General features: G+C 71.7%; 9 protein-coding genes and 2 pseudogenes. 5 read left to right on the top strand and 6 right to left on the bottom strand.

Features of this window, described 5'->3' with window-relative positions; translation table 11 throughout:
• Window positions 1–14,550, top strand: coding sequence for a WXG100-like domain-containing protein (locus OHT77_RS01920; RefSeq protein WP_328826147.1), 14,550 nt, complete (start codon window positions 1–3; stop codon window positions 14,548–14,550).
• Window positions 14,551–14,903: 353 nt separating this feature from the next.
• On the opposite strand, the pseudogene OHT77_RS01915 reads toward OHT77_RS01920, so the two are convergent.
• A pseudogene (locus OHT77_RS01915) lies at window positions 14,904–15,036 on the bottom strand (IS5 family transposase); the annotation flags it as partial.
• Window positions 15,037–15,208: 172 nt separating this feature from the next.
• On the opposite strand from OHT77_RS01915, the gene OHT77_RS01910 reads away from it, so the two are divergent.
• Window positions 15,209–15,619 carry a peptidase inhibitor family I36 protein gene (locus OHT77_RS01910; RefSeq protein ID WP_328826146.1) on the top strand — a complete coding sequence of 137 codons (411 nt, stop codon included), beginning with the start codon at window positions 15,209–15,211 and terminating at the stop codon, window positions 15,617–15,619.
• 345 nt (window positions 15,620–15,964) lie between these two features.
• On the opposite strand, the gene OHT77_RS01905 is transcribed toward OHT77_RS01910, so the two are convergent.
• The 3 genes and pseudogenes from OHT77_RS01905 to OHT77_RS01895 form a co-directional block, all read right to left on the bottom strand.
• Window positions 15,965–16,826 (bottom strand): IS5 family transposase gene (locus OHT77_RS01905; RefSeq protein WP_443047871.1). Its coding sequence is split into 2 segments (ribosomal slippage): window positions 15,965–16,459 and window positions 16,461–16,826, totalling 861 coding nucleotides; the frame shifts between segments, so codons are not numbered across the junction.
• Between the two features lie 18 nt (window positions 16,827–16,844).
• Window positions 16,845–17,053 (bottom strand): annotated as a pseudogene (locus OHT77_RS01900) (MFS transporter); the annotation flags it as partial.
• Between the two features lie 18 nt (window positions 17,054–17,071).
• The gene (locus OHT77_RS01895) at window positions 17,072–17,488 is read right to left on the bottom strand and encodes a hypothetical protein (protein WP_328826145.1); all 417 of its coding nucleotides are present in this window, start codon (window positions 17,486–17,488) and stop codon (window positions 17,072–17,074) included.
• Between the two features lie 456 nt (window positions 17,489–17,944).
• Here OHT77_RS01895 and OHT77_RS01890 point away from each other — a divergent pair, with 456 nt between their 5' ends.
• The gene (locus tag OHT77_RS01890) at window positions 17,945–18,880 is read left to right on the top strand and encodes an AfsA-related hotdog domain-containing protein (protein ID WP_328826144.1); all 936 of its coding nucleotides are present in this window, start codon (window positions 17,945–17,947) and stop codon (window positions 18,878–18,880) included.
• A 207-nt stretch (window positions 18,881–19,087) separates the two neighbouring features.
• Window positions 19,088–19,669, top strand: coding sequence for a DUF4383 domain-containing protein (locus tag OHT77_RS01885; protein WP_328826143.1), 582 nt, complete (start codon window positions 19,088–19,090; stop codon window positions 19,667–19,669).
• A gap of 107 nt (window positions 19,670–19,776) precedes the next feature.
• Here the strand turns inward: OHT77_RS01885 and OHT77_RS01880 are convergent, their stop codons facing one another.
• Complete coding sequence (locus OHT77_RS01880) at window positions 19,777–20,838, bottom strand: MerR family transcriptional regulator (RefSeq protein WP_328826142.1); 1,062 nt, start codon at window positions 20,836–20,838, stop codon at window positions 19,777–19,779.
• Entirely contained in the window at window positions 20,835–21,302 is a 468-nt protein-coding gene (locus OHT77_RS01875) for an SRPBCC family protein (protein ID WP_328826141.1), read from the bottom strand. The genes OHT77_RS01880 and OHT77_RS01875 overlap by 4 nt, the downstream gene beginning before the upstream one ends.
• A gap of 273 nt (window positions 21,303–21,575) precedes the next feature.
• Here OHT77_RS01875 and OHT77_RS01870 point away from each other — a divergent pair, with 273 nt between their 5' ends.
• A complete protein-coding gene (locus tag OHT77_RS01870; protein ID WP_328826140.1) occupies window positions 21,576–21,929 on the top strand; it encodes a hypothetical protein in 354 nt (117 codons plus the stop codon).
• The last annotated feature ends 99 nt before the right edge of the window (window positions 21,930–22,028 follow it).

The following is a 22,028-nucleotide window of genomic DNA, read 5'->3' as shown; positions in this document are numbered from 1 at the left end:
ATGAGCGTCGACATGCCCCCCGAGCTGGCCTGGGTCGCCCGGCTCGCCGTCGGTCAGGCCTGGCCCAAGGGAGACGAGGACAACCTGCACGCCCTCGGCCAGGCGTGGAACGACGCGGCCCAGGAACTCAAGGGCATCAGCGGGCAGATCGGCGCGTCCGGCAACGGGGTCCTGGAGAGCGTGGGCGGGCAGGTCGCCGACGAGTTCCAGGCCTTCGTGACCCAACTGGAGTCCAGCCTCCCGGAGATGGCCGAGTCCGCGAACCAGTTGGGCAAGCTCGGCAAGCACACCGCCGTGCAGGTCGAGTACTCCAAGTACATGATCATCGGCCAGCTCATCCTGCTGGCCGCGCAGATCGCGGAGTGGATCTTCTTCGCGCCCGAGGTCATCCCGCTGGCCATCACCGCCGCCCGGGTCGCGGTGAAGATGATCCTGCGCCGGCTGCTCATCTCGGTCGCGACCGGCGTCGCCATGAACGTCGGCCTCGATGTCGCCGTCCAGACCATCCAGTTCCTCAAGGGCGACCGCACCGAGTGGTCCACCGACAACACCGTCTCCGCCGTGGTGTCGGGTGCCATCGGCGGGGCCATGGGCGGCCTCTTCTTCGGCGTCGGCAGCGTCCTCGCACCGAAGTTCGCGCACTCGCTGCTCGGCAAGGGCATCCTCGGCGCGGCCACCGGCATCGGCACCTCCGGGATCATGTACGGCATCTACCACAGCGGGGAGGACGAGTTCGGCACGTCCATCAGCGCGGGTGCGCTGGGCGCCCTGGGCGGCGGAGGCAAACGGCGGTTCGGCGGCAAGAGCGACACGGTGACGGTGGACCCCGTCCACGTGAACCTGCCGACGGCGCTGGAAATCGACCTGCCCGGAGTGGTGTCGGCCGCCAAGACGGAACTGCCCGGCACGGACACCTTCAAGGAACCGGCGGACAGCACGGCGACGGCCGGCACGAACGGGACCGGACACACGACCGGTTCGGCGGCCACGACCAGCCCGGCCACCGGCACCGCCGGGACGGAGCACAGTGCCTCCCGCACCGGCAGCTCCACCGCCGTGCACGAGACGACCCACGCCGCGTCCACCCCGGTCACCGCCGAACACGAGAACGGCCTGCCCGGATTCACCACCACCGTCACCTCCGCGTCGCACACGACGCCCAGCGCCGGTGGTTCGACCGCCACCCGCACCGGGACGGCCGGCATCACGCCGACCCGCGCCACGACGGGCGGCGGCGCGGCCGGCACCGGAACCACGGTCGCGAACGGAGGCCGTCCCACGACCACCAGCGGCTCCGGCACCGCCACCCCCACCGGCTCCGCGCGCCCGTCCACGGTGAGCGCAGGCACCGACCGCGGCACCGGCGCCACTGGCGCGGCGTCGTCCGTCCGTTCGGAGTCCGGCCCTCCGTCGGGTGCTGATACCCGTCCGTCCACGGTGAGCACGGGCACCGACCGCGGCACCGGCGCGACCGGCCCGGCGCCGTCCGTCCGTGCGGAATCCGGCACTCCGCCAGCCGCGGACACGCGCACGCACGCGGGACCGGAAACCGCCGGGCCGACGGAGCCCACCGCCACCGCGAGCATCACGGAACCCGAGGCGGGCGCCGGGGCGACCGCGCACGAAACCGCCGCCCCCGTACCGGAGTCGGAGACCGCCGCGGCCTCCGGCCGACCCCGCCATGAGGCCGCCGCGCCGGTCCCGGACCCCACCCCGCCCCCGGGCGGACACCCCGCCGGTTCGGTCCCGCCCCCTCGGATGAAGCTCGACCGCACACCGCGCATCGTCGTCCGGTCCTCCTTCGAGGCCCGGCGGTTCCTGTACCGGGGCGAGCCGGTCACCGACCTGACGGTCAGGGTCGCCTTCCGGAACGGTGGCGGAGGACACGACACGGACGCGGTCTGGGCCAAGGTGACGGCCGGCGTCGAGGCGTACTTCAACGCCCCGGAGTACCACCTGCCCGGCCCGGACCACCGTCCAGGCACCGGTGACCGGCTGCATGTCACCGCGGTGCGTGCGAGGCCCGGCGAGGAGGCGCACCTGACGGTCGACCTCGTCGACGGCGACGGGGTCATGGACCAGCGGAGGTGGCGGACCGACGCGGAGCCCATCGTGTACGCGCACGAGCTGGGGCACCAGGTGCTCAACCTGCGTGACGAATACCGTGACGCGGCTGTTCCGCACCGCCCCGATGTCAAGGGCGGTCTGATGGGCGACTTCCACACCGCATCGCCCGAGGGGCTGCGCAGGGGCGGCCTGGGTGACCGCCATCTACAGCTGAGCGCCGCCGTCGTCGGCGACCTCCGCCTTGAACATCCGGGACTTCCGCACGACGCCGAATGGGAACAGGTGCGTCAGGCCGCGACGCCCCACAAGCGCGCGCACACCTGGGTGGACCCGGTCTCCGAGCCCTCGCGCTACGAGCCGCTCGACGGCACCGGGGAGAAGGCGTCGGCGGATGTGGAGCCGCGCACCACGACCCAGGCGGACCTCGCCAGGGCGCTCGAAGCCGCCCTGGGGAGTCGGCGGCAGCAGGACTCGGGCGATGAGTCGGATCCGGAGTCGGAGTGGAGCGACGCGGAGAGTGACACGCCGGCCAGGCGTGTCCCCACCGCTGTGCCCGGAGCGTCCCGTTGGATGGGCCCGGCCCCCGTACCGGCTCCGGCCCACCACACGGCGGGGGACGGCAACGGGACGGACGTAGCGGGAGGGAGCCCGGACCGTTCCGCGTCGCCCGAGTCCGAGGAGCGGACGGCGCACACCGACGCCACCGGACAGCAGCCGGAGGCGGACGAGGCGCCGCTGCCCACCCCGTCCGTACCGCTGCTGGAGGCGTTGCCCGCCGGACCGTTCGAGGCACACACCCTGTGGGCCGACGAGCCCTCCTTCCCTCTCGGGCTGGTCGTGCAGGAGAACCGGTCCGGCCAGACGATCTCCACGTTGCCGGTGGCCTACTCCCACGAAAACGATGTGGCACACCTGCTGGCGGATGGCGGGAGCGGCAACTGGAAGCTCTGGGAATTCCGGAACAGGGCCCATGACGCCCTGGCGCGTGCGGCGGAGCACCGGCTTCGCCTGATCACCGAACGTGCGCAGGAGGTCGTCGATTCGAAGGAGACGCCCGCTCGGGAACGACAGCGCGCCGAGCGCCTGCTGAAGACCGAGACCGCCCTGAAGGGCGGCGGCTGGACGGCCGAGTACCGCAGCGAGTTCCTCCGCGTGCAGATGCTGATGGGGGACAGCGACTTCCTGGACCGGCTGCCGCCTGAGCTGGTCGTGAACGAGCACTGGGGGGACCGGACCGGGAGCGACGCGGACGCCGTCACGTCGTGGGCCCTGGTCTCCCCGGACGATCCGACGGGACGGATCGGCGGTTCACTGGGTGGCCCTGACGGTGTGTCGGCGCGGTTCCACACCTGGCTGAAGGAGAACGGCGGCGACAGCGACTGGCTCGCCGAGTGGGCCGTCGGCCAGTCGGCAGGCTCCAACACCAGCTCGGCGCAGCGCTTCAAGGTGCTGATGAGCCATTTCCATCCGGCACGGCATGACGACGGCTTCTACATGGCTCGCCTGGACGGCATGGAGGTGAAGAACGACGAGGCCCACGTCCCGGGCCACTACGACCCGATGCCGGTGGTGAGCTTCGCCCCGGAATACGTGCGGAGCATCGTGGCCCAGCACGTCTTCACCCACGAGATCCTCAACCGGGTGAAGATGCCGAACGTGGACCCGGAGCGAGGCGTCGTCCGACTCCTGCGCCTGGACAAGCGATCCGTCGTCGACGACACGAACGGTGGGCGCAGGCCGGACCTCCACGCCCAGATCGATCTGCGGCGCGGGCCCGCGGACTCGTACAGCCTGCTGGCACCGTACAAGGACCAGAACGACACCGAGAACCACACGCTGGGAGCGTTCTGGGTCACCTCGCAGGAGATCCCGCTGCACCAGGTCTTCGGAACGTACCTCCAGAGGAGGGCACCGATCTCCGGCGAGCCCGAACACACCCTCTTCCTGTACGAGCCCGAGAACGAGTTCCTGGCGATGTCCGACGGTGTGAAGGCCGACTTCTACGGAACGGATCTGCCGCCCCTGCTGAACGTGGTCCGTGAGGCGTCCGCTCCGCCCTCCGACGAGTTCGTCCCCCGGGCCCCGGTGGCCGACGGAACCAGCCGCCGGACGAGCCCGTCGAGCCTTCCGGACACCGCGCCGCAGCAGGCCCCGCACCAGGCACCGCCCTCCGCGCACGCGCCGTCGGACACGGACGTGGCAGCCGGATCCTCGCGGACGGTGGCCCCGTCCCTGGCCCGTTCGCAGTACGGCATGCCGGAGAAGAACTTCGACAGGTTCAGGGATCTGGCGCGGACGCGCAATCTCGTCATCGACGTCCGGCCGACGAACACCGCCGCCCCCGAATGGCTCGATCAGGGGAAGCTGCCGAAGCCCAAGGACATCAAGGCGAAGTCCGTCAACGACCTGGACGTGCTGCTGGGAGCGAAGGCCGAACACCGCGGTCTGATCGGGTACTTCGAGCCGGTCCGGCCCGAACGCGGGAACCTCGACGACCGGACGTGGGAGGGGCTCGAGAGACGGTTCGCGCAGCGCGCCGAGGAGTTCGAGACGCTGGCGCCGGTGATGGCCGGCCTTGTGTCCGAGGGCCGGTTCAAGGTCGAGAACGGTCTGGTGTACGGCCGGGACGGTCAGGGCGACTGGACCGAGATCACCGGCGATCACGACGTGTTCGACATCCACACACCGGGCGGCACCCGGCTGGCGGGGGAGCCGTACGGCGAGGTCGTCAACACCATGATGACCACCGACATGGCCGTCATGCACGGCGCGCACATGGACTGGGAGCCGACCACGCCCTTCAGCAAGGGCATCTTCAGCAAGATCGTGGAATCGCACCAGGAGGGCGGCGAACCCCTCCTGCGCTTCCGGCCCGGCCTCAACGAGGCCGAACTCGTCCATGCCCCGGCGGAGTTCCTCCTCAAGGCCCCGGAACCGGCGCGGCCCGACGAGCCCGTCACCCGGCACGACGGCTCGCCTCTCCCGCACCCCGACATCGACCCCGCGCGTTCCGGCTCCGTCCTGCGGCCCGCCGAGGAACCCGTTCCGCGACCGGCTGGGCCGCCGTCCGAGTCCACGGCTGCGACGTCCGCGACCGCCCTCGCCGAGCCGCCGCTGATCCGCTCCGACGCGCCGGTCACGCACGTGTCGTCGCACCCCCGTGTCGAGCAACCCGCCCTGCGCGCACCGGAGTCGGAGCAGGCGCCCGGTGCGCGCCTCGGCCGACCCGAGGCGCTGCCTGAGGTACGGCCCGAGGTACGGCCAGGGACACCGCCCGCCCGGGATCCCCTCGCGGACCCCTTGGCAGAGCCTTTTGCGGAACCTCTCACCGAGCCGCCCGCAGAGCAGGTCAAGCCCGCAGCGCCGGTCAAGGCCGCGGAGGCGGAGCCGAAGACCGTGGAGCCGGAGGGAGACCCGCTGTCACCGCCTCCGCCCGTCGACGACCAGCACCGGGCCGGTGACCCGGAGACCGCGGACCTTCCCGCGCCGCCGCCCGAGCCGCCTGGCCCGCCCGCCCGGCTGGGCGGCCCGCATCAGCGGTCGCTGGCCGGCATCCGGATCACCGACGCCCCCGGCCCGGACGACCTGCGCGCACAGGTGGTGGCGGCCCTGCCCGCCGCGCACCGTACCGACCGCCAGGTCGTCCAGAAGCTCGACGCCGAGTTCGACCCGGCCACCTTCCGTGCCCGGCACGAGCAGATGGTCAACGGCGGCTGGCGCTTCCAGCTCCGGGCGGGCGGCGACCTGCACGACGTGGTCCTCACGGCCCGGCCCGGTCCCTGGCAGCTGCGCGCGGACCAGGCACCGGCCGAGGAGAAGGAGGGAAAGAGCTTCGACCGGTCCGCCGGGACCAAACGCGTGGCCGTGCCGATGAAGACGGCGCTGACCACCTCGACGGCGGGCCTCGACCTGGCCCCGACCGTGATCCTCCCGGACGGTTCCGGGGGCGACCGGCTGGGCCTGATCACCCCCTCCGTCAAGGCGGGAGGCAGCACGCACGCGACCGACACCTCGGTGAACGCGGGCACCGAGACGGGCACCAAGACCTCGCTCACCGGCCCCACCGACACCTATGTCTCCGCCTTCCACTACGAGTCGACCGTCACCGGTCCCGACGGCCGCCCGCTCCCTCGCCCCGCCGGCGCGCCGCTCACCGCCGACGTGACCGCCGAGGTCACCCGCACGGATCCGGCTCCAGCGGACGGTCGTGCCGCCCGCTGGAACGGCTGGGAGAGCGACCACCCCGACCGTGCGCAGGGCAGCCCGCTCGACGTCACCGGGCTGGACGCACTCCATGAGGACGTCTTCCGCCGTCTGCCCGACGAGGGCCGCCCCGACGGCCTCGCGCACAACGACATCCTGGAGTTCCTGTCCCCGAAGAACGTCGTCGACGGGTTCGAGCACGCCGCCGGCTGGGGTCTGACCTCCAAACGGCTCGACCTCAGCGACGGCGGCCACGCCTGGCTCCGGCTCACCCTGGAACCCGGCACGTCGACACGCGAGGGCACGGTCGCCGACAAGGACACCGTCACCAGCGCGGAGACCGGTGAGCACGCCACGGGCCGCACCGACACCTCCGGCTGGGGTCTCGGCCTGAACGGCGGCGGCGCGCGGCGGATGTGGCAGAGCAGCACGACGAAGGAGTCGTCCTGGCTGACGGTCACCGGCGGTTACTCCTACGCGTACAGCCAGGCCCACCAGGAGAAGGGCAAGCAGACCTTCTCGCTGGAGCGGAGCCTGGAGCACCCGGGCACGGGCGACTTGATCAGGACGGACGTACGGTTCCGGCTGGAAGTACTGCGCGAGCGGCTCTCCCCGGGCACGGACGGCCTGCACGCGGTCCGCGCGGAACCCGTCCCCGCGCCCGCCCGTGACGAGGCCCCGCGCGACGCGGAGAATCCGCCCGCCCCACGCACCGGCACGGTCGTCCGTGTCGTTCACCATCCGTCCGCACCCGCCGCGGACGCCCCCGGGGGCCGCACTCCCGCCCCGGCCGCCGACAGCCTGCGCCGACCACTGACCGCCGCGCGCACCGCCTTCGTCGACCTGCCCGGCGCCCGGCAGCTGGAGCAGCACATCACCGACCGGCTGCATGAACTGGCCCCCGGCACCCTCCCACCGCCCGACGGCGCGGCGGCGGGACGGATCACTCCGCAGGCCATGGAGAACCAACGCCTGCTGCGCGAGCGCCTCTCCCGGTCCGGGCTGCGCGCCGACGGCGGACAACTCCTTGACGGCACCTTCCGCATCACCCTGGACACCTCCCATCTGCCAGGGCTGCCCGGTCGTACGTACGAGGTGGTCGTCCGGGCCGACATCGGCGCGGGCCGCCACGACGGGGAAGCGGCGGGCACCGCGAAGGACACGGTGGTCAGGGGCCATGCCGCCGACAAGGCCGTGACCCGGGGGAGCAAGCACACCCTGAGCGCAGGCGGCAACCTGCGCCGCGCGCTGAACCCGCCGGACACCGTCCGGGCGTTCGGCAACCTCGGTGTCGACGGCTCCTACGGCCCGTCCCGGCAGACCGTCGCGTCCGGCGAGACCCAGGCCAAGCGGACGTTCCAGCACAAGGGGCCCGCGGACGCCTTCAGTTACCCCGTGACGTACCGGGTCCTGGTCGCCCCGCACCGGGAGGGAACCCCGCCGGGCACCCTGCCCGCCGAACGCCCGGCCCACGGCCAGGGGCCGGACACCGTACGCGAGGTGACCCTCGCGGGCGACGACCGGATGCGGGTCGAGGTGCGCCGCACGGAGCGGTCGGCCTCCGCACCCCGGTATCTGCGGCCCGCCCGGCTGCCGCAGTCGCACGCCGTCACCCACGTCACCGACGAGGCCGGCTTCCAACGGCAGGCGCGGGCCGCGCTGGAGGCCGCGTACCGGTCCCGTGAGCCCGACGTCGAACCACCGCGGATCCCCGAACTCGACGCGGCCGTGACGTCACTGGCCGGCCGCGCCCAGCTGCCCGGTCTGGTGTCCGCCTCGCACTCCGGCTGGGCCAACACGCTCGACCGGCACGTCGGCACCGGACGGGCCCCCGACACCGTGGGCCTGTCGGTGCGCACCCGGCTGATCGACCTGCACTACGAGGAGACGCTGTCCGGGGACAACACCCTCGACCTGGAGCTGAAGGCGAGCGGAGCCACCACCGTCGCCGACCAGACGTCGTCGTCCGTCAAGGGCAGCCTCGGACCCGACTTCGGTCTGTTCCCCGAGACCGCGACCGGCGCGCTGACCACCACGTTCCAGGTGCGCGGCGGCGGCAAGGGCAAGGCCGGGGGCCAGTGGGACCAGGTCGACACCCTCAAGCAGCAGACCGCCACCACCCGCAAGGTCAGCCACACCGGAACCTGGCACGTCTACCGCGCCACGGCCGAGGTGAGCATCGCCGGCCGCCTCACCGAGGCGTCCGGAGCCTCGCACGTGGGCCGCCCGATCCGTCACCACCACGACATCCACGTCCTCCTCTCCGACGAGGACGTGACCCGCCTGCACAACGCGGCCCTCACCGACCCGGCCGCCCAGCCTCCGGAGCGCCGCGCCACCCTGCTGGACCTCGGCATCTCGGGCGGCGCCCTGGTGGAGCTGCCCGGCACCGATCCCGTCCTCCAGGAGATCGACCGGCAGCTGCGCGGGCCGGACGCCAGCACCGTCCCGGTGTCGGCCCTCCCGTTCGCCGACGCCTACTCACCGGACACCCTCGCCGCCCGGTACGACGAACTCGTCGGCCCCGGCATCCTGGAACGGCACGTGGAGGTGACGCGCGCCGGACACGTCGTCACCGAAGTGCTGGTGCGCGGGATCACCGACGGCTGGCGCGACGACGGTTCCCGCTCGGACCGCCCCCTGACCCGTGACGTCACCGCCGCCCACACCGTCAAGGGCAAAGCCGGCGCGAAGGGCAGCCTCGGCGCCGAGGCCAACCTGCGGGCCTCCGTGCGCCCTCCGGCGGTGCCCCACCTCAACTCGATCTCCATCACCCCCGCCGGAGGACTCGAAGGCGGCCGCGGCAGCAGCGCCGAATCAGGCGTGACCACCACCGTCGGCCACAAGACGTCCGGCTACGGCGACACCAACGCCCGGTTCACCACCGGCCTGAGCTACGAAGTGACGGTCACCCGGCGCACCGAGACGGGCCGCTTCGTCCACCTCCCGGAAGAACCACGGACCATCGGTCCCTACGGCGCGAGCGCCTGGGTGCCCGAGTCCCTCACCGAGAGCGCGACCGCCCCGCCCCACCCGCACACACCCGGCGACGACGCCCGCCCCGCCCCCTTGGCCGAGCACCCCTTCGCCATCGAGCTCGACCCGCGGCCAGGACCGGGCCCGGCCGAGCGGCTCGGCTGGCACAACGCCCTGCGCGAGGGGCACGACCTGGTCGGCTTCGACAACGCCAAGTCCCTGCACGACACCGCCGTCCAGGTCCAGGCGACCCCCCGCCCCTGGGGCGACGGCCTGCTCGGACACCTGGGCACCTACTACTCGTGGGCTCTCTCCCAGGGGGCGGACCTGACCCGATGGGCGGCGCGCTCCACCCTGCCCACGCAGCTGACCGACACCGTCTCCCGCTTCGTGGACACCTTCACGGCCGACCCCCGGCTGGGACACGAGCACGATCTGAGCCAGGAGCAACGCCTCTCCCTGGAGGAGCAGTTCGCGATCCGGCAGGTCTTCTCCGGGCAGTCGCTGCCCGCCCTGTTCCACCTGCTCAACACGCCGGGCACCGAGTACCGGGTGCCCGGGACCTCGATCACTCTGTCGATGGAGGCCATCGGGCCCCCGGAGGAGGTCGGCCAGCGTGACACCGCCGACGACGAACTCTCCGTCGCCGTCACGGGTGAGTCCGCCACCGCCGCCACCAACACGTACAACTGGTCCGTCTCCCCGCTCGACCTCGCCGTCCTCACCGAGGACCCGGCGGGCAGCATCCCCCTGTCCACCGCGCGCATGACCCGCGACGCGACCTTCGACTCCACCCGCCCCGTCACCCGTACACCCGGCACACCGAGCAGGCCCACCCCCGACGCGGAGCCGCCGCACGGCATCGCGGCCACGGAACCCGGCAAGGCCAAGCTCACCGGCGCAGCCTCACTGATGCGCCAGCCCGTCAGATTCACCGTCCGGGCCCACGACGACGCCGGCCCCTACGGCACCCCGCGCACCGTCACCGGCCACATCTTCCACTGGACGACACCCCGCGACCGGGCCACCCCGTCGGCGTCGGGTTCGGCGACCGCGTTCGCCTCGGGTTCGACTCGCCCTCCGGGCACGTCGTCGGCTTCGAGCGCCGTGGTTCCGCCGGCTCCGGGATCGGCTCGCCGTACCGGTGCCTCGTCGGCCTCACGTTCCTCCGCCCCGCCGCCCTTCGCCGTCCCGCACCGTCCCGCCGCATCGTCCCTCGCCGGCTCCCTGCACCGCCCCGCCGTTCCCTCCTCCCTCGGCCCGTCCCGCCGCCGCAACGCTCCGTCTCCTTCCGGATCCACGGAGACCTCCACTGCTCCGTCCTCTCTCGGCCCGCCCCGCCGCGCACCCGCCGCCGCCCCTCCCTCCCGCCTCTCTCCGCCCAACTCCGGCCCTGCCGAGGCCAGTTCCTCCGACTCGGTTTCCAGCGTGCCGCGTCCGGCCGACGCAGGTACCTCCGAGTCGGTTTCCCGCGTGCCTCGCCCCGTCGACGCCGGCTCTCCCGAGTTCTTCCCCCGCGCCCCCCGCCCCGGTGCCGTGGCAACCGCTCCGCACCCCGCCCATACCGAGCCAACGGCCCCCGCCCACACGGAGCCCACGGCCCCTGCCGCGCCCACCGCGCTCACACGCGGCATCGCGTTCTCCGCCGAGGACGTCACCACGCCCGGGCCCGCCGAGACCGCCCACGTCGACGCGCTGGCCGCCGAGGTGGCGGACGACGCGGTGCGGCGGGTGGCGAGCGGGCTCGGGCTGCCGGCGGTTCTGGTCACCGGGCACGGCACCGCGTCCGTGTCCGGCCTGCCCCACTTCGGCAGGGCGGTCCAGGTAGGCGCCGAGCGGGCCGAGAGCGTCCGCGCCCTCTTCGCCCGGCGCCTCGACGCCCACCTGCGGGACCTGGGCACCCCGCTGACGTCGGACGCGTTCACGATCAGCGCCGAGTCCCGTGGCCCGGACCTCCCGCACGGCACGGACCCGGCCCAGGACACTCCGGAGGCCCGCCGCCGCGCGGTCATCACCGTCACCCACTCGCAGGCCACGGAACACGAGCCGTCCATCGTCGGCGAACATCCGGCGGACCACGGCACGGCGTCCCCCGCTCCGTCCCACGCGGCGCAGGCCCCCGCATCCGCCGTACCGTCCGCACCGCCCTCGGACGGACGGCCGCCCCTGCGGCCCGAGCAGTGGCGTGCCCGGCGCGCGCAGGCTGCCTGGGCCGTGGTCAGGACCGAGCAGTACGACCCCGCCCGCGACCCACTGGCCGAGCGTCCCGGGCCCGGGCTGCTGGCCGGACGAGACGTCGTGGTCCGCGCGGCCGTCGCCCGGATCCAGGCGGACGACGGCCGCTGGGTCCGCAACCTCTCCCTGCACCTCCCCGTGCGCTTCGGCGACGGATTCGGCCCCGCTGACCTGGCCTCCTACCGCGAGCGGCTCCAGTCGCTGCTCGACACCCACGTCAACGACGGGCGCCGACTGCCCGGCTCGGGCGACCAGTTGCACATCGACGTGGACCTGGAGCACCGGCCCGACCATCCCGAGGCCGTCGAGATCAGCCGGGGCGAAGCGCCGCAGCGCGCATGGGACCAGTTCACCTTCCCGCTGGGCGAGCACGAGGGAGTGCGGGACGACGCCCGCGCCCTCCACGAACTGCTGCACTACAGCGGTCTGCCCGACCGCTACCACGACGTCACGACGCTCTTCCGCCGCCGCGAGGGACAGACAGACCGGACCGGCGTCATGGCGGACGTCGACACCATCGACGTACCCGACACGTACCTTCGGACGATCGCCGAGGTCACCGAATCGGGGCCGGTCCTGCGTGACCTGCCGTACACGGGAGAGAACGGGAAGCCGGGCGTCGCCGCACCGGGGCTGACCGGAGCCGCCGCCCGAGAGGTCCTGCTCGCGGTGGAGAGGGACGCGTCGGCCCCGGCCCGGCCCCCCGCCGCCGCGCCGTTCGCCACCCTGTCCGACGCGAAGGTCAGGGAGCTGACCCGTCAAGTCTGGGGCGAGGGAACCAAGTTGACCGGCGGTGGCCGGAACTGGCGGGGCATCGCGCGGCCCGCGTTCGACCCCACCCGGTACCACGTCCACCAGGACGGCGGTGAACGGACCGTGCACGCCATGCCGTGGGCCGAGGGCTCCTACGTCGTCCTGGCCCGGGCCGGAAACGGCCACATCACCCTGGAGACTCCGGGCGGCGAATTCCGGCTTGCACGCGTCGAGGACTTCGTCCACCTGGTGGCGAACGATCCGCACCGTCCGCCGGACGCCGACATCGTGCTGGCCGTGCGCGGCCTTCCGGCGGACGCCTTCGGTCTGCCGCAAGCCGTGTTCGCCGCCACGGGCAACCGGGTCTGGTCACCGTCGGGCGGGGACGCCGACCTGACCCGGGTGGTGCGCGGGAAGGTGAAGCTGGAGCGGATCCGGCTGGCCGGCCGCGACCCGCACTGGGCCCCGACCACCTCGGCGGCGGGCCCCGACCACTTCGCGCACCTGCGGCCGCAGCGCCTGACCACCGACGAGTACTCCGTGCGGTTCACCGACGACGAGGCCGTGCTCTTCCACCGGCTGCCCGCAACGCGGTTGACGGCCGACCCCGTCGGCTCCGCGGCGACTCCGCTGTACCTGCCCACCCAGGAACTCGGCGTGGTCCCCGTCCAGGACTTCCCCGCGATCCACGTCTCGCAGGACCACACGCTGGCCATCGACGCCGGCGGGCTCAGCCAGCACGCGTACGCCACCGAGCAGGCCGTCGACCAGGCCAACGCCAAGCTGGCGGCAGCGGGCAGCAGCGTACGGCTGAAAGCCGATCCGGAGATCTCCCTCACCTTCACCCGGGGCGACACCCTGCCCACCCCGCCGCTGCTCCAGGTCACCCCGCGGTTCCTGACCCGGTCCGAGAGGTCCGAGGAGGAGACCTGCCGCGACTTCGCGCAGATGGTGTCCGGCCAACTCCGGGCCTCGCACGTGGTGTTCAGGGTGCCGGGACGCGTCTCGACCGGCCGGATCAGCGCCCTGGACACGGCCGAGGTCACCGGCACACACCATCTCGCCGAGTCCCTGGCCGAGGTCGCCGACGGGCTGACCGACCCGGCCGTCACCGGCCCGTCCTGGGCCGCCGAGCAGATCGCCCGGGACAACCGGGGCGTCGGCGGTCAGGGCGGCGCGCCGATGCCCGGCCGGGAGTACGGCAGCGCGCTCAGCTACGAGTACGTCGACGACCCGCGCCGCGACGCCGTGACGCGGGCGGCGCTGCGGACCGGGATCAACGAGGGAGCCTGGGCCGAGGTCGGCGAGGGCTACCTGGTCCAGTCGATCAGCGCTGCCGACGACGAGGGAAAGCCGACCCTGGCGGTCAACTACGCCAAGCCCACCGCGAGCAACACATCGCACTTCGGCTACCACTTCGCGACCGTCGTCCTGGCCAGCGAGGACGGCCAGTCGCAGCTCACCCTGGAGAACCACGCCCGGGTCAGCAGGAACAAGGCGGAGATGAACGCCGCCGTCGAGGAGAACCTGAGCAGCCCCGCCACCGAACTGCGCGCGCTCGCCGCCCGGCTGCACGAGCGCGCGCGCTTCGCCGGACAGGTGGGCGCGGACCCGGCGTGGCAGGACGCCCTCAAGTCCAGGGCCCGGCTCGCCGACCTGTTGGCCACCGCCAGGGAGGCTCGCGACCGGGGCGACTCCGAGGAGGAGCGGAACCGTACGTTCCAACAAGCCGCCAGAGCCATGCCGCAGGTCGCCTCCATGATCGACGGAAAGCACCAGTGGTACTTCCGCTCGTACAGCAGACGTCCCGGGGAGTCGATGCACGAGTCCCACGCGGAACTGCTCTCGGACGACCACGCCTCGGCCGAGGCGAATCCGCTCACCCTGGTCGTCCTGCACGGCCACGCCGTGTCCGCGCCCGAGCACCGTTTCATCCCGTTCGAGGAGTCCGGCGCCCTGGCGGACAGTGCGGGCTACAAGCTCGACCACCTGGCCGAGCACATCGTCCGCACCGGCCTCTGGAACCTGGCACACGGGCTGCGGCTGCCGTCCGTCCGGCTGGCCGGCCACGGCGGCGGCGCGACGGTTCTGGACCGCGACCTCACCATGGCCGCCACGATCCGCGACGAACTGCGCAGCCGCATCGCCACCCTGCTCCACGACCGCGGCGCGACCACGACCGCCGACGCCTTCACGATCAGCATCGCCGCCGCCGTCCACCGCACCGACAGCGAAACCCGTACCCCTCAGGTCACGTTCGAGGTCGATCACTGGCGCAACCTCCAGGACGACGACCCCGCGACGCAGGACGGGTGACGCGGGGAACGGCGCACTGCCCGGGATTCACGGGACCCACTCGCGCGGCGGCGTACACCGCGTCACCGCGTCCTCTCCCTGACGTGGGGCCCGCGGCTGTTCCTGCGTTCGGACGGGACGCGCAAACTCGCCTTGGCACGACGGTTGTCGGCGGCGCCCGCGTCCACTCGCGCAACGGTTCCGTGCACTGCGTACGGTCCACTAATACTCCCCGGACGCCGTCCGCGAACCGCTGGAGTCGGCCGCCGCGCCGGACGTGTGGGCCGCCCTGCGCGGCGACGGGCCGACTGCGCGAGGACTTCGACTCCTGGGATCTGGTGCTGCTGCACATGGCCAACGGCAGGACGCCCTCTGGGGTGGGTTTCGTAGTCGCGCGCGAGACGGCGGGCGCATCGGCCAGCCGAAGATCCGCTCGACCACCCACCGGCGGGGGATAACCTTCAACCCTGCGACGCCGGGGCCCCGTTGGACGACTTCAAGGTCGATTCAGGGGCGGGCACAGGGATCCATGGCTTTCGTCCTGAGGGTGCGGGGCGGACAAGGTTTCCACCAGGTCGGGGCAAGGTCGGCCTTCCACTATCGGTGCACCCATCGCCGAGGGGGCCGGCCCGGAGACGTCTTCCTGGCCGGAAGGATCACTTACAGGAAGGGATCACGAATGAACGTCACTACACGCACCGTCCGCAGGACTGTGAGCGCGGGCGTCGTCGCCGCCACGGTGGCGGCTCTGGGCCTGTTGGCACCGGGTTCGGCCGAAGCCGCCGCGAGTTGCCCTTCCGGCAGCCTGTGCGTCTGGGACCAGATCAACTACACAGGGAACCGCTGCAGTTGGAGCAACGCCGACAATGACTGGACCAGCGGTACCGTGACGTGTTCATGGGCGGATGACCGCAACGTCAAGTCGGTCTGGAACAACGGGACTTCGTCCTCGTACGCGGGGGTCGGACTCTATTCCGGCACGGGTTATTCGGGGTATCTCGGCTGCATAGGACAGGGCGTGAAGGGCCCCGGCGTCAGCGGCGGCCCCGGCCTGAAGGTGCTCTCCCACAAGTGGCTCACCAGCTGCTGAGTCCGGACACTCCAGTTCGTCAGCACAGCAGGGCCGTCACGGGGGGAGTGGCTCCACTGTTGCCGATGCGGGTCATGAGGGCCACGGGTACTCGACCGACGCTCCCGGGCCGACTCATTGCCTCTCGCGCGCCCCGGCCCCCGCGACGCGGGCCGGGGCGCGCGGCGACGGAGCGCCGACCGCGACCAGCAGCAGGACGACAGCACACGCCTCGAACAGTCGGGGCTCCCGGGGACATCCGCACTGCCCTTTCCGCCCGGTACCCAAGTCGGCTGCCGAGAGATCGAGCTCGTCGGCGGTACGAGCCCTCCGGGTGGGAGAAAACGCCGGCACTAGGGTCCGTCTTCAAACGGATCTTGCCCAGAGTAGGAATGACGCGAGATTGACCGCTGCTTCGTAGGAGGTGGCGGTCTTGTCGTATCTGGTGGCGATGCCGCGGAAGCCCTTGAGCTGGTTGAAGCAGCGCTCGACGACGTTGCGCCGACGGTAGAGCTGGCGGTCGAAAGCGGGTGGCCGGCCTCCTCGGTAGCCGCGATTGTGGCGGTGACGCTTCTGGTCGGTCTTTTCCGGGATGGTGCATGCAATTCCGCGTTTGCGCAGGTAGGCGCGGAAACCACGAGAGCTGTAAGCCTTGTCGGCGACGACCTGGTCGGGTCTGCAACGGGGTCGGCCCAGTCCCATACGCGGGACGCGAATGCGTTCCAGGAGGGGACGCGCGCAGGTGCTGTCGTGGCGTTGTCCGGGTGTCAGCAGGACGGCCAGGGGCCTGCCGCGGCCGTCGCAGGCGAGGTGGATTTTGGTGGTCAGTCCGCCTCGGGATCGGCCGAGGGCGTGATCGTCCGGTTCGTCCGGCCGGCTGATCCCCTTTTCGGCCGGTGGCGGCCGAGTGTTGGTGGGCGCGGACGATGGTGGAGTCGATCTGGACGAGCCAGTCGATGTCGCCGACAGCGTCCGCGTCGGCCTGGATCTGCTGGAGTGCCCGGGTGAACACGCCGTCCAACGCGTAGCGGCGAAAGCGGGTGTAGACCGTCTGCCACGGCCCGTAGCGTTCCGGCAGGTCACGCCAGGAGACCCCGGTCCGGATCTTGTAGACCATCCCGTTGATGACCTGCCGGTCTGGCACGCGCGGTCGTCCCGTCGCGGCACGCGGTATGAGAGGAGCAAGTAACTCCCACTCCAGGTCGGTGAGTTCATGGCGGCGTATCACCCGACCATGATCCACCACTCAATGATCTTTGAAGACGGACCCTAGTGCCTGGACGACTGCTCCCGACAGCCCGGTCCACAGCGCGAGGCGATAACAGACCTGGCGGCGAGTACTCCGCCAAGAGGTGCGCCCACCGCGACCACGCCCCAGTTCAGCGAGCGGATCGTCGCGTTCATCCGCCCGCGCGGCCTGCCGGGCGTCACCGCCCGGCGGTAACTCATCTCCAACCGGCCCGCGATGCCGCATCAAACAACGTTCGCCCTGGTGAGGAACCGAGCCAGCACAGCCACGCCGACGGGCAACGCAACAAGGTAGCCGACGAGGACAGCGACGCCCGGATCAGTGAGCGCGGGAAAGGCCCAGTTCACTGCTGCGGCCACGAGCAGTCTCACCGCTGCCAGCGCGAGGAGAGCGGCAACAACAGCGAGCCGACGCGGCGGGCCCGCCCTGCTGTACAACTTGGCCGCAGGCCCGATCGCGATCAGGCCCGTCTCGATCAGCAGGAAATCACTGTCGGGCAGCCACCCGAACGGCCACCCCATCAGGGCGATCAACCCGGAGCACGTGAGGCCGCCCAGTTCCAGCGCAATGGTGGCCACCACCGGGTGGTCCCACGAAGGGCGTCGGATCGAATCGCTCGCACTGACCTTCTCATCGGCCACGTCGTCAGAGTAGCCATCGCCAGGGCGAATGTTGCCTGATATGGCCGGAGTTCACGGCATCGCTCGCCAGAACGCACGGTCGCCCCGCGCGGGCAGCGCAGCCTAACGGAGTGGGATCAGCTGGGTGACGTCGTTGCCCTCTCCTCGACGGGAGCTCGTCCTACAGGACGGTCGCGAGGAGGACGACTGCCTCCCCGCCGCGTGGAGCGGATCACGCGCATCTGCCCGACGGGTACGGACGCCAGCGGACGGCGCGGTACGCCGAAGGGCGACGGGGCGGAGGAACGTGAGGCCGACGAGGCGACCTGGGTTCAGCAGTGCCCTGCGTCCGAAAAGGCCGCCAACGGGATGATTCCGTACGTATGCGTCATAGTCGTGCATCCGTCGGCGCGGCCCGGTGCGAAGACCCAGTGCGGTGCGGTCGAAGACGACCTGCCGGCCGAGCGAGGAGGGTCCATGCCTGACGGTGCGGTGCGCGAGGCGCCTGTCTTGGAAGAGGCGTCCTCCGAAATGCCCGGTGCCGGGTGGGCGACAGGCGCGGAGGGCGTGGAGGGGGAGCTGACCTGGCGGGTCCTGGGCCTTGAGACGGTGGCCTCCATGCTGGTCGTCGCACTGCGCCGCCAGGGAGACCGCTCCTTCGAGGCGCAGTGTCAGTGGCCGCGGATGCATCCGCTGAACGAACGCGTCAACGTCGTGGAACATCACCCCCTGATCGTCGTCGAGTCCACCCGGCAGATCGCCGCGGCCGTCCAGCGCGGGCATCTCCGCACCGCCGGGGATCAGCGGTTCGAGGCGGTATCCGTGAGCCTGGGACTGCATCCTGGCCTACAGCCGTCGGAGAGCGGCAGTGCCACCCATGTGCGGGTCCGGGTGACGCTGAGCGACGTCGTGCCGCGGGCCGGTGCACTGGACTCGTTCCGCGTCACGGCCGAGTACCTGCACGCGAGGCAGGTGTTCGCGACCTGCACGATGATCTGCGCGCGGCCCGTCCCGGACGAGGGCGAGCCTCTCGTCGCGGCGCCGGGGTTCGGCCTGTTGCATCCCAGTGCGGCTGCGGTGGGCGCGGTAGCGGACGCGGATGTGCTGCTCGCCCGTGGACCACAGGGCCGCTTGGTGGTCGTTCCGCGCGACCCGGCGCACCCCGTCCTCCTGCCGGGCCGGCCGCGTCTTCTGACGGTACTGGCCGTGCTGGAGGCCGGACGGCAGGCCGTCCTCCTCTCCTCCGGCATGACGTCTCGTGCCGTGGCGGGGCTGCGGGTGGACATCCGGTCGGCGGTACCGGCCAGGGGAGCCACCGTCGCCGTCGTCTCGGATCACTTGGGTGCACATTTCGCCATGACCGTCGCCGACCGCACCGTGGCGACGGGCACGGTGAGTCTGCGGCGGTCGTGACGCGGAGTCCGGCTGGGGGGAGCGGGTCGAGGGCCCGGTTCGCCGTCTTCCGAACCGCATCGCCACGTTGCCGGTAGGCCGTCCGGTCGAAATTCCGAAGCAACGCAACCGTATGGCCGTTTTGCCACGAATACCCCTTTGAGTCGTCGGCTCGGAGGCTGCTCCACGGAAGCCCGCGACGCGTTCGCGCATCGGAAAGGATTCGCCATGAAACTGAGCGACGAGCTGCCTGTGGACCACCAACTGACCACGGTCTACCGGTACGGCGCCGCACTCTGCGGACTCACCCTGCTTGTCTTCGGCGTCCTCGGATTCGCCGATGAGCTCAGCCCGTTCAACACCCACGGGCACCACATCGCGGGCATGTCCACCAACGGCCTGCTGAGCGTGATCTCCGTCGTCGTGGGCCTCGCGCTCATCGCCGGTGGCATTGTCGGCGGGAACTTCGCCTCGACACTCAACATGGTGGTCGGAACGCTGTTTCTCCTGAGCGGTTTCGTCCACATCTTCATCCTGGACCGGCCGGCCAACATCCTGGACTTCGGGATGACCAACGTCCTGTTCAGCTTCGTCATGGGGCTGATCATTCTGACGTTCGGTATGTACGGGCGCGTATCGAGCAAGCTGCCGCACGACAATCCGTACTGGCGCCGTCGGCACGCCCGTGAGGCCGCCCGCGAATCCCTCGCGGTCCGCCGCCGGGGCCAGGAAGAGAAGCCCGCGCTGTCCACGGGCGGCGCGAGTGCGAGCCCGGTGCTTCCGGCGGCGAACACGCAGCGCGAGAGCTGACGGAGTGGACGACCCGGCCGGTTCGCCGTCCTCGCAGCGCCGGATGAGGTCGACGAACTGGCCGGGTCGTGCCGCGGACAGGACCGCGCCCTGAGGGGGGCGGCCTGTCAGGGGGTGGGCGACGACGTGAGGTGTTCGCCATCGAGCATGAGCAGGGCTTCGTGCAGTCCCTGCGGCCGCAGCAGACCGGAGTGTTGCGCCCGCCGCCAGCCGGGTCCCGTGAGCAGCACCCGGCTCTGCGTGCGCGCCCCGCGGACGCCCCATCGGGTGGCGGCCACAAGGCGGGCCAACGGGACACTCGCCGTCGACGTGGACTGCGACCACAGGACCACGGCACTCGGACCGACCCGCTGCACCGCGGCCACCAGGGCCTCCGCCGGGACGGCGCCACCGAGCATCAGGGTGGCGACACCCCGCTCCGCGAGAACGGCCGTGAGTGCCTCCAGCGGCAGAGTGTGCTGCTCGCCGGGCAGGCAGGCCAGAACCACGGGCGCCGAGCGCGGCGCCTTCTGCGCGGCCACCGAACTCACGTAGAGGTGACGGAGGGTCGCGGAGATGTGCCACGACAGCAGATGCTCCACCTCCACATAGCGCTCGCCCGCGGACTGCCACTTGCGCCCCACCGCCTGGAGCGCCGGAGCCAGGATCTCCTCCCACGTCACGACCAGCCCGTGCCTGCGCACCGCCGAGTTGAGCTGTTCCTGCACGGCGGCTCCGTCCAGCCGTACGGCCGCGCGGGCGAGCCCCTTGCACTCCTGCCGCACATTTCCCAGCGGCAGCCCGCTGCCGGACCGTGAGGCGTACGGGGACGTGGAGCCGGACTCCGGCGGAGCGAGGACACGGTCCGGGAGCCCGGCGGTGGCGGAGGGTGAGACTCCGTTCCCGGCGTCACGCCCTTCCTTGTGGCCCTTGGCCACCTTCGCCGCCTCGCCCGGCGGGATACCGGCTGCCGTCAGGCGGCACATCTCCAGGACCATGGCGACATCGTCGGAGGACCATCTGCGGTGGCGTCCCTCCGCTCTGGTCGCGGGTCCGAGGCCGTAGCGGCGGTCCCAAGAACGAAGCGTGGTGGGCGACACGCCCACCCGTCTCGCGAGGGAACCCGTACTCACCCCGGCCTCCAGCGGCAGCACCGCGTCCGTGTCGGTCACGTCGATGTCGCTGGTCACTGGGGATGTGCTCCGCCCGAGGGCGGAACGCTCAGGGCACGGTCAACCGCCTGGGGCAGCCGCTCGACCACCTCGTCCCCGAGCCGGTCGAACTCCCGCTTGAGGAGTGGAGTGGCCAGCCGGGCCAGGCCGTTGAACTCGACACGCGCCCGGTAGGTCAACTGGGTCCGGCCGTCGCGCTCCTCGAATCGCATGTCGTCGGTCGAGGTGGCGGTCTTGTTGCGTCCTACGAAGGTCAGGTGATCGGCGTCGAAGCGGTCCAGTTGGTAGCGCAGTTCGGTACGACGGCCCCAGAACTGGGAGACGTTGTGCCACTCGGCTCCCACCTCCGGACCGCCGGTGCCGATCCGCTCGCAGGTGATGGTTCCCGGATCCCACAGCTCGGCGTTCGAGAAGTCCGCGAGGAAGCCCACCACGTCGCGCAACGGATGGTCCAGTGTCATGACACGCTCGACTTCGATCACAACTGCCTCCGCTTTCGACATCCGGCCGCCGGAACACACGCTGGTCCTGGCGTCTTCCTTTCTGTTCTGTGCTGCCGCGGTCGTCGGATGCATCAGTGCACGATCGTTCGGAATCCGTCATCCCGAGCCGCACCGGTCGTCGGCTCTCCGTGCCAGGTCTTCCGGACGCCGCGCTGACCTGAGCCCTCGCGTCCCACGCGCTGCATCCGACGGACGGCCGACCGGCGAACCAGACACGTGGCACCAGACCGGCGGTGGATTCGGGAGGCGAGCATGGATCTACGAGGCGGACGCATCCCCCTCCCCGGCAGTACCGGCGAGATCGGTCGAGTACTCGCCGTCCGGCTGCACACCCTGGGCACCCACACGGCATGCGCCGACCGTGACCACGCCGTCTCCGTGACCGTGACCGGCATCGCGGCCGAGACGGCACCCGCGCGGATGGCCGACTGCGCTGCCGCCGAAGCGGCCCTGCCCAGCCGGCTCACGGCGGTCCACCGCCTGCGAACGGGCAGGGGCGTGGCGGTGCCGGAGATCAACTTGCCCCACCTGGGCACGGGTTTCGCCGCGTGTGCTGTCGTAATGATTCGCCCCGGCGGCGGTCCGGCGCTCGAGATGGTGCGGTAGGGCGGCCATGGTGAGAGATCGCCCCGGTCCCGGCCCTTCGGTCCACCGGCCCCGGCCCGTGGAAGCGCTGACACCGTTGACTCCCCGTCCGGTGCGGCG

This window comes from Streptomyces sp. NBC_00252 (assembly GCF_036187565.1).
In the GTDB taxonomy this organism is placed as follows: domain Bacteria; phylum Actinomycetota; class Actinomycetes; order Streptomycetales; family Streptomycetaceae; genus Streptomyces.
Note: the sequence above shows the minus strand (reverse complement) of the source record. Positions and strands in the feature narration are given on the sequence as shown.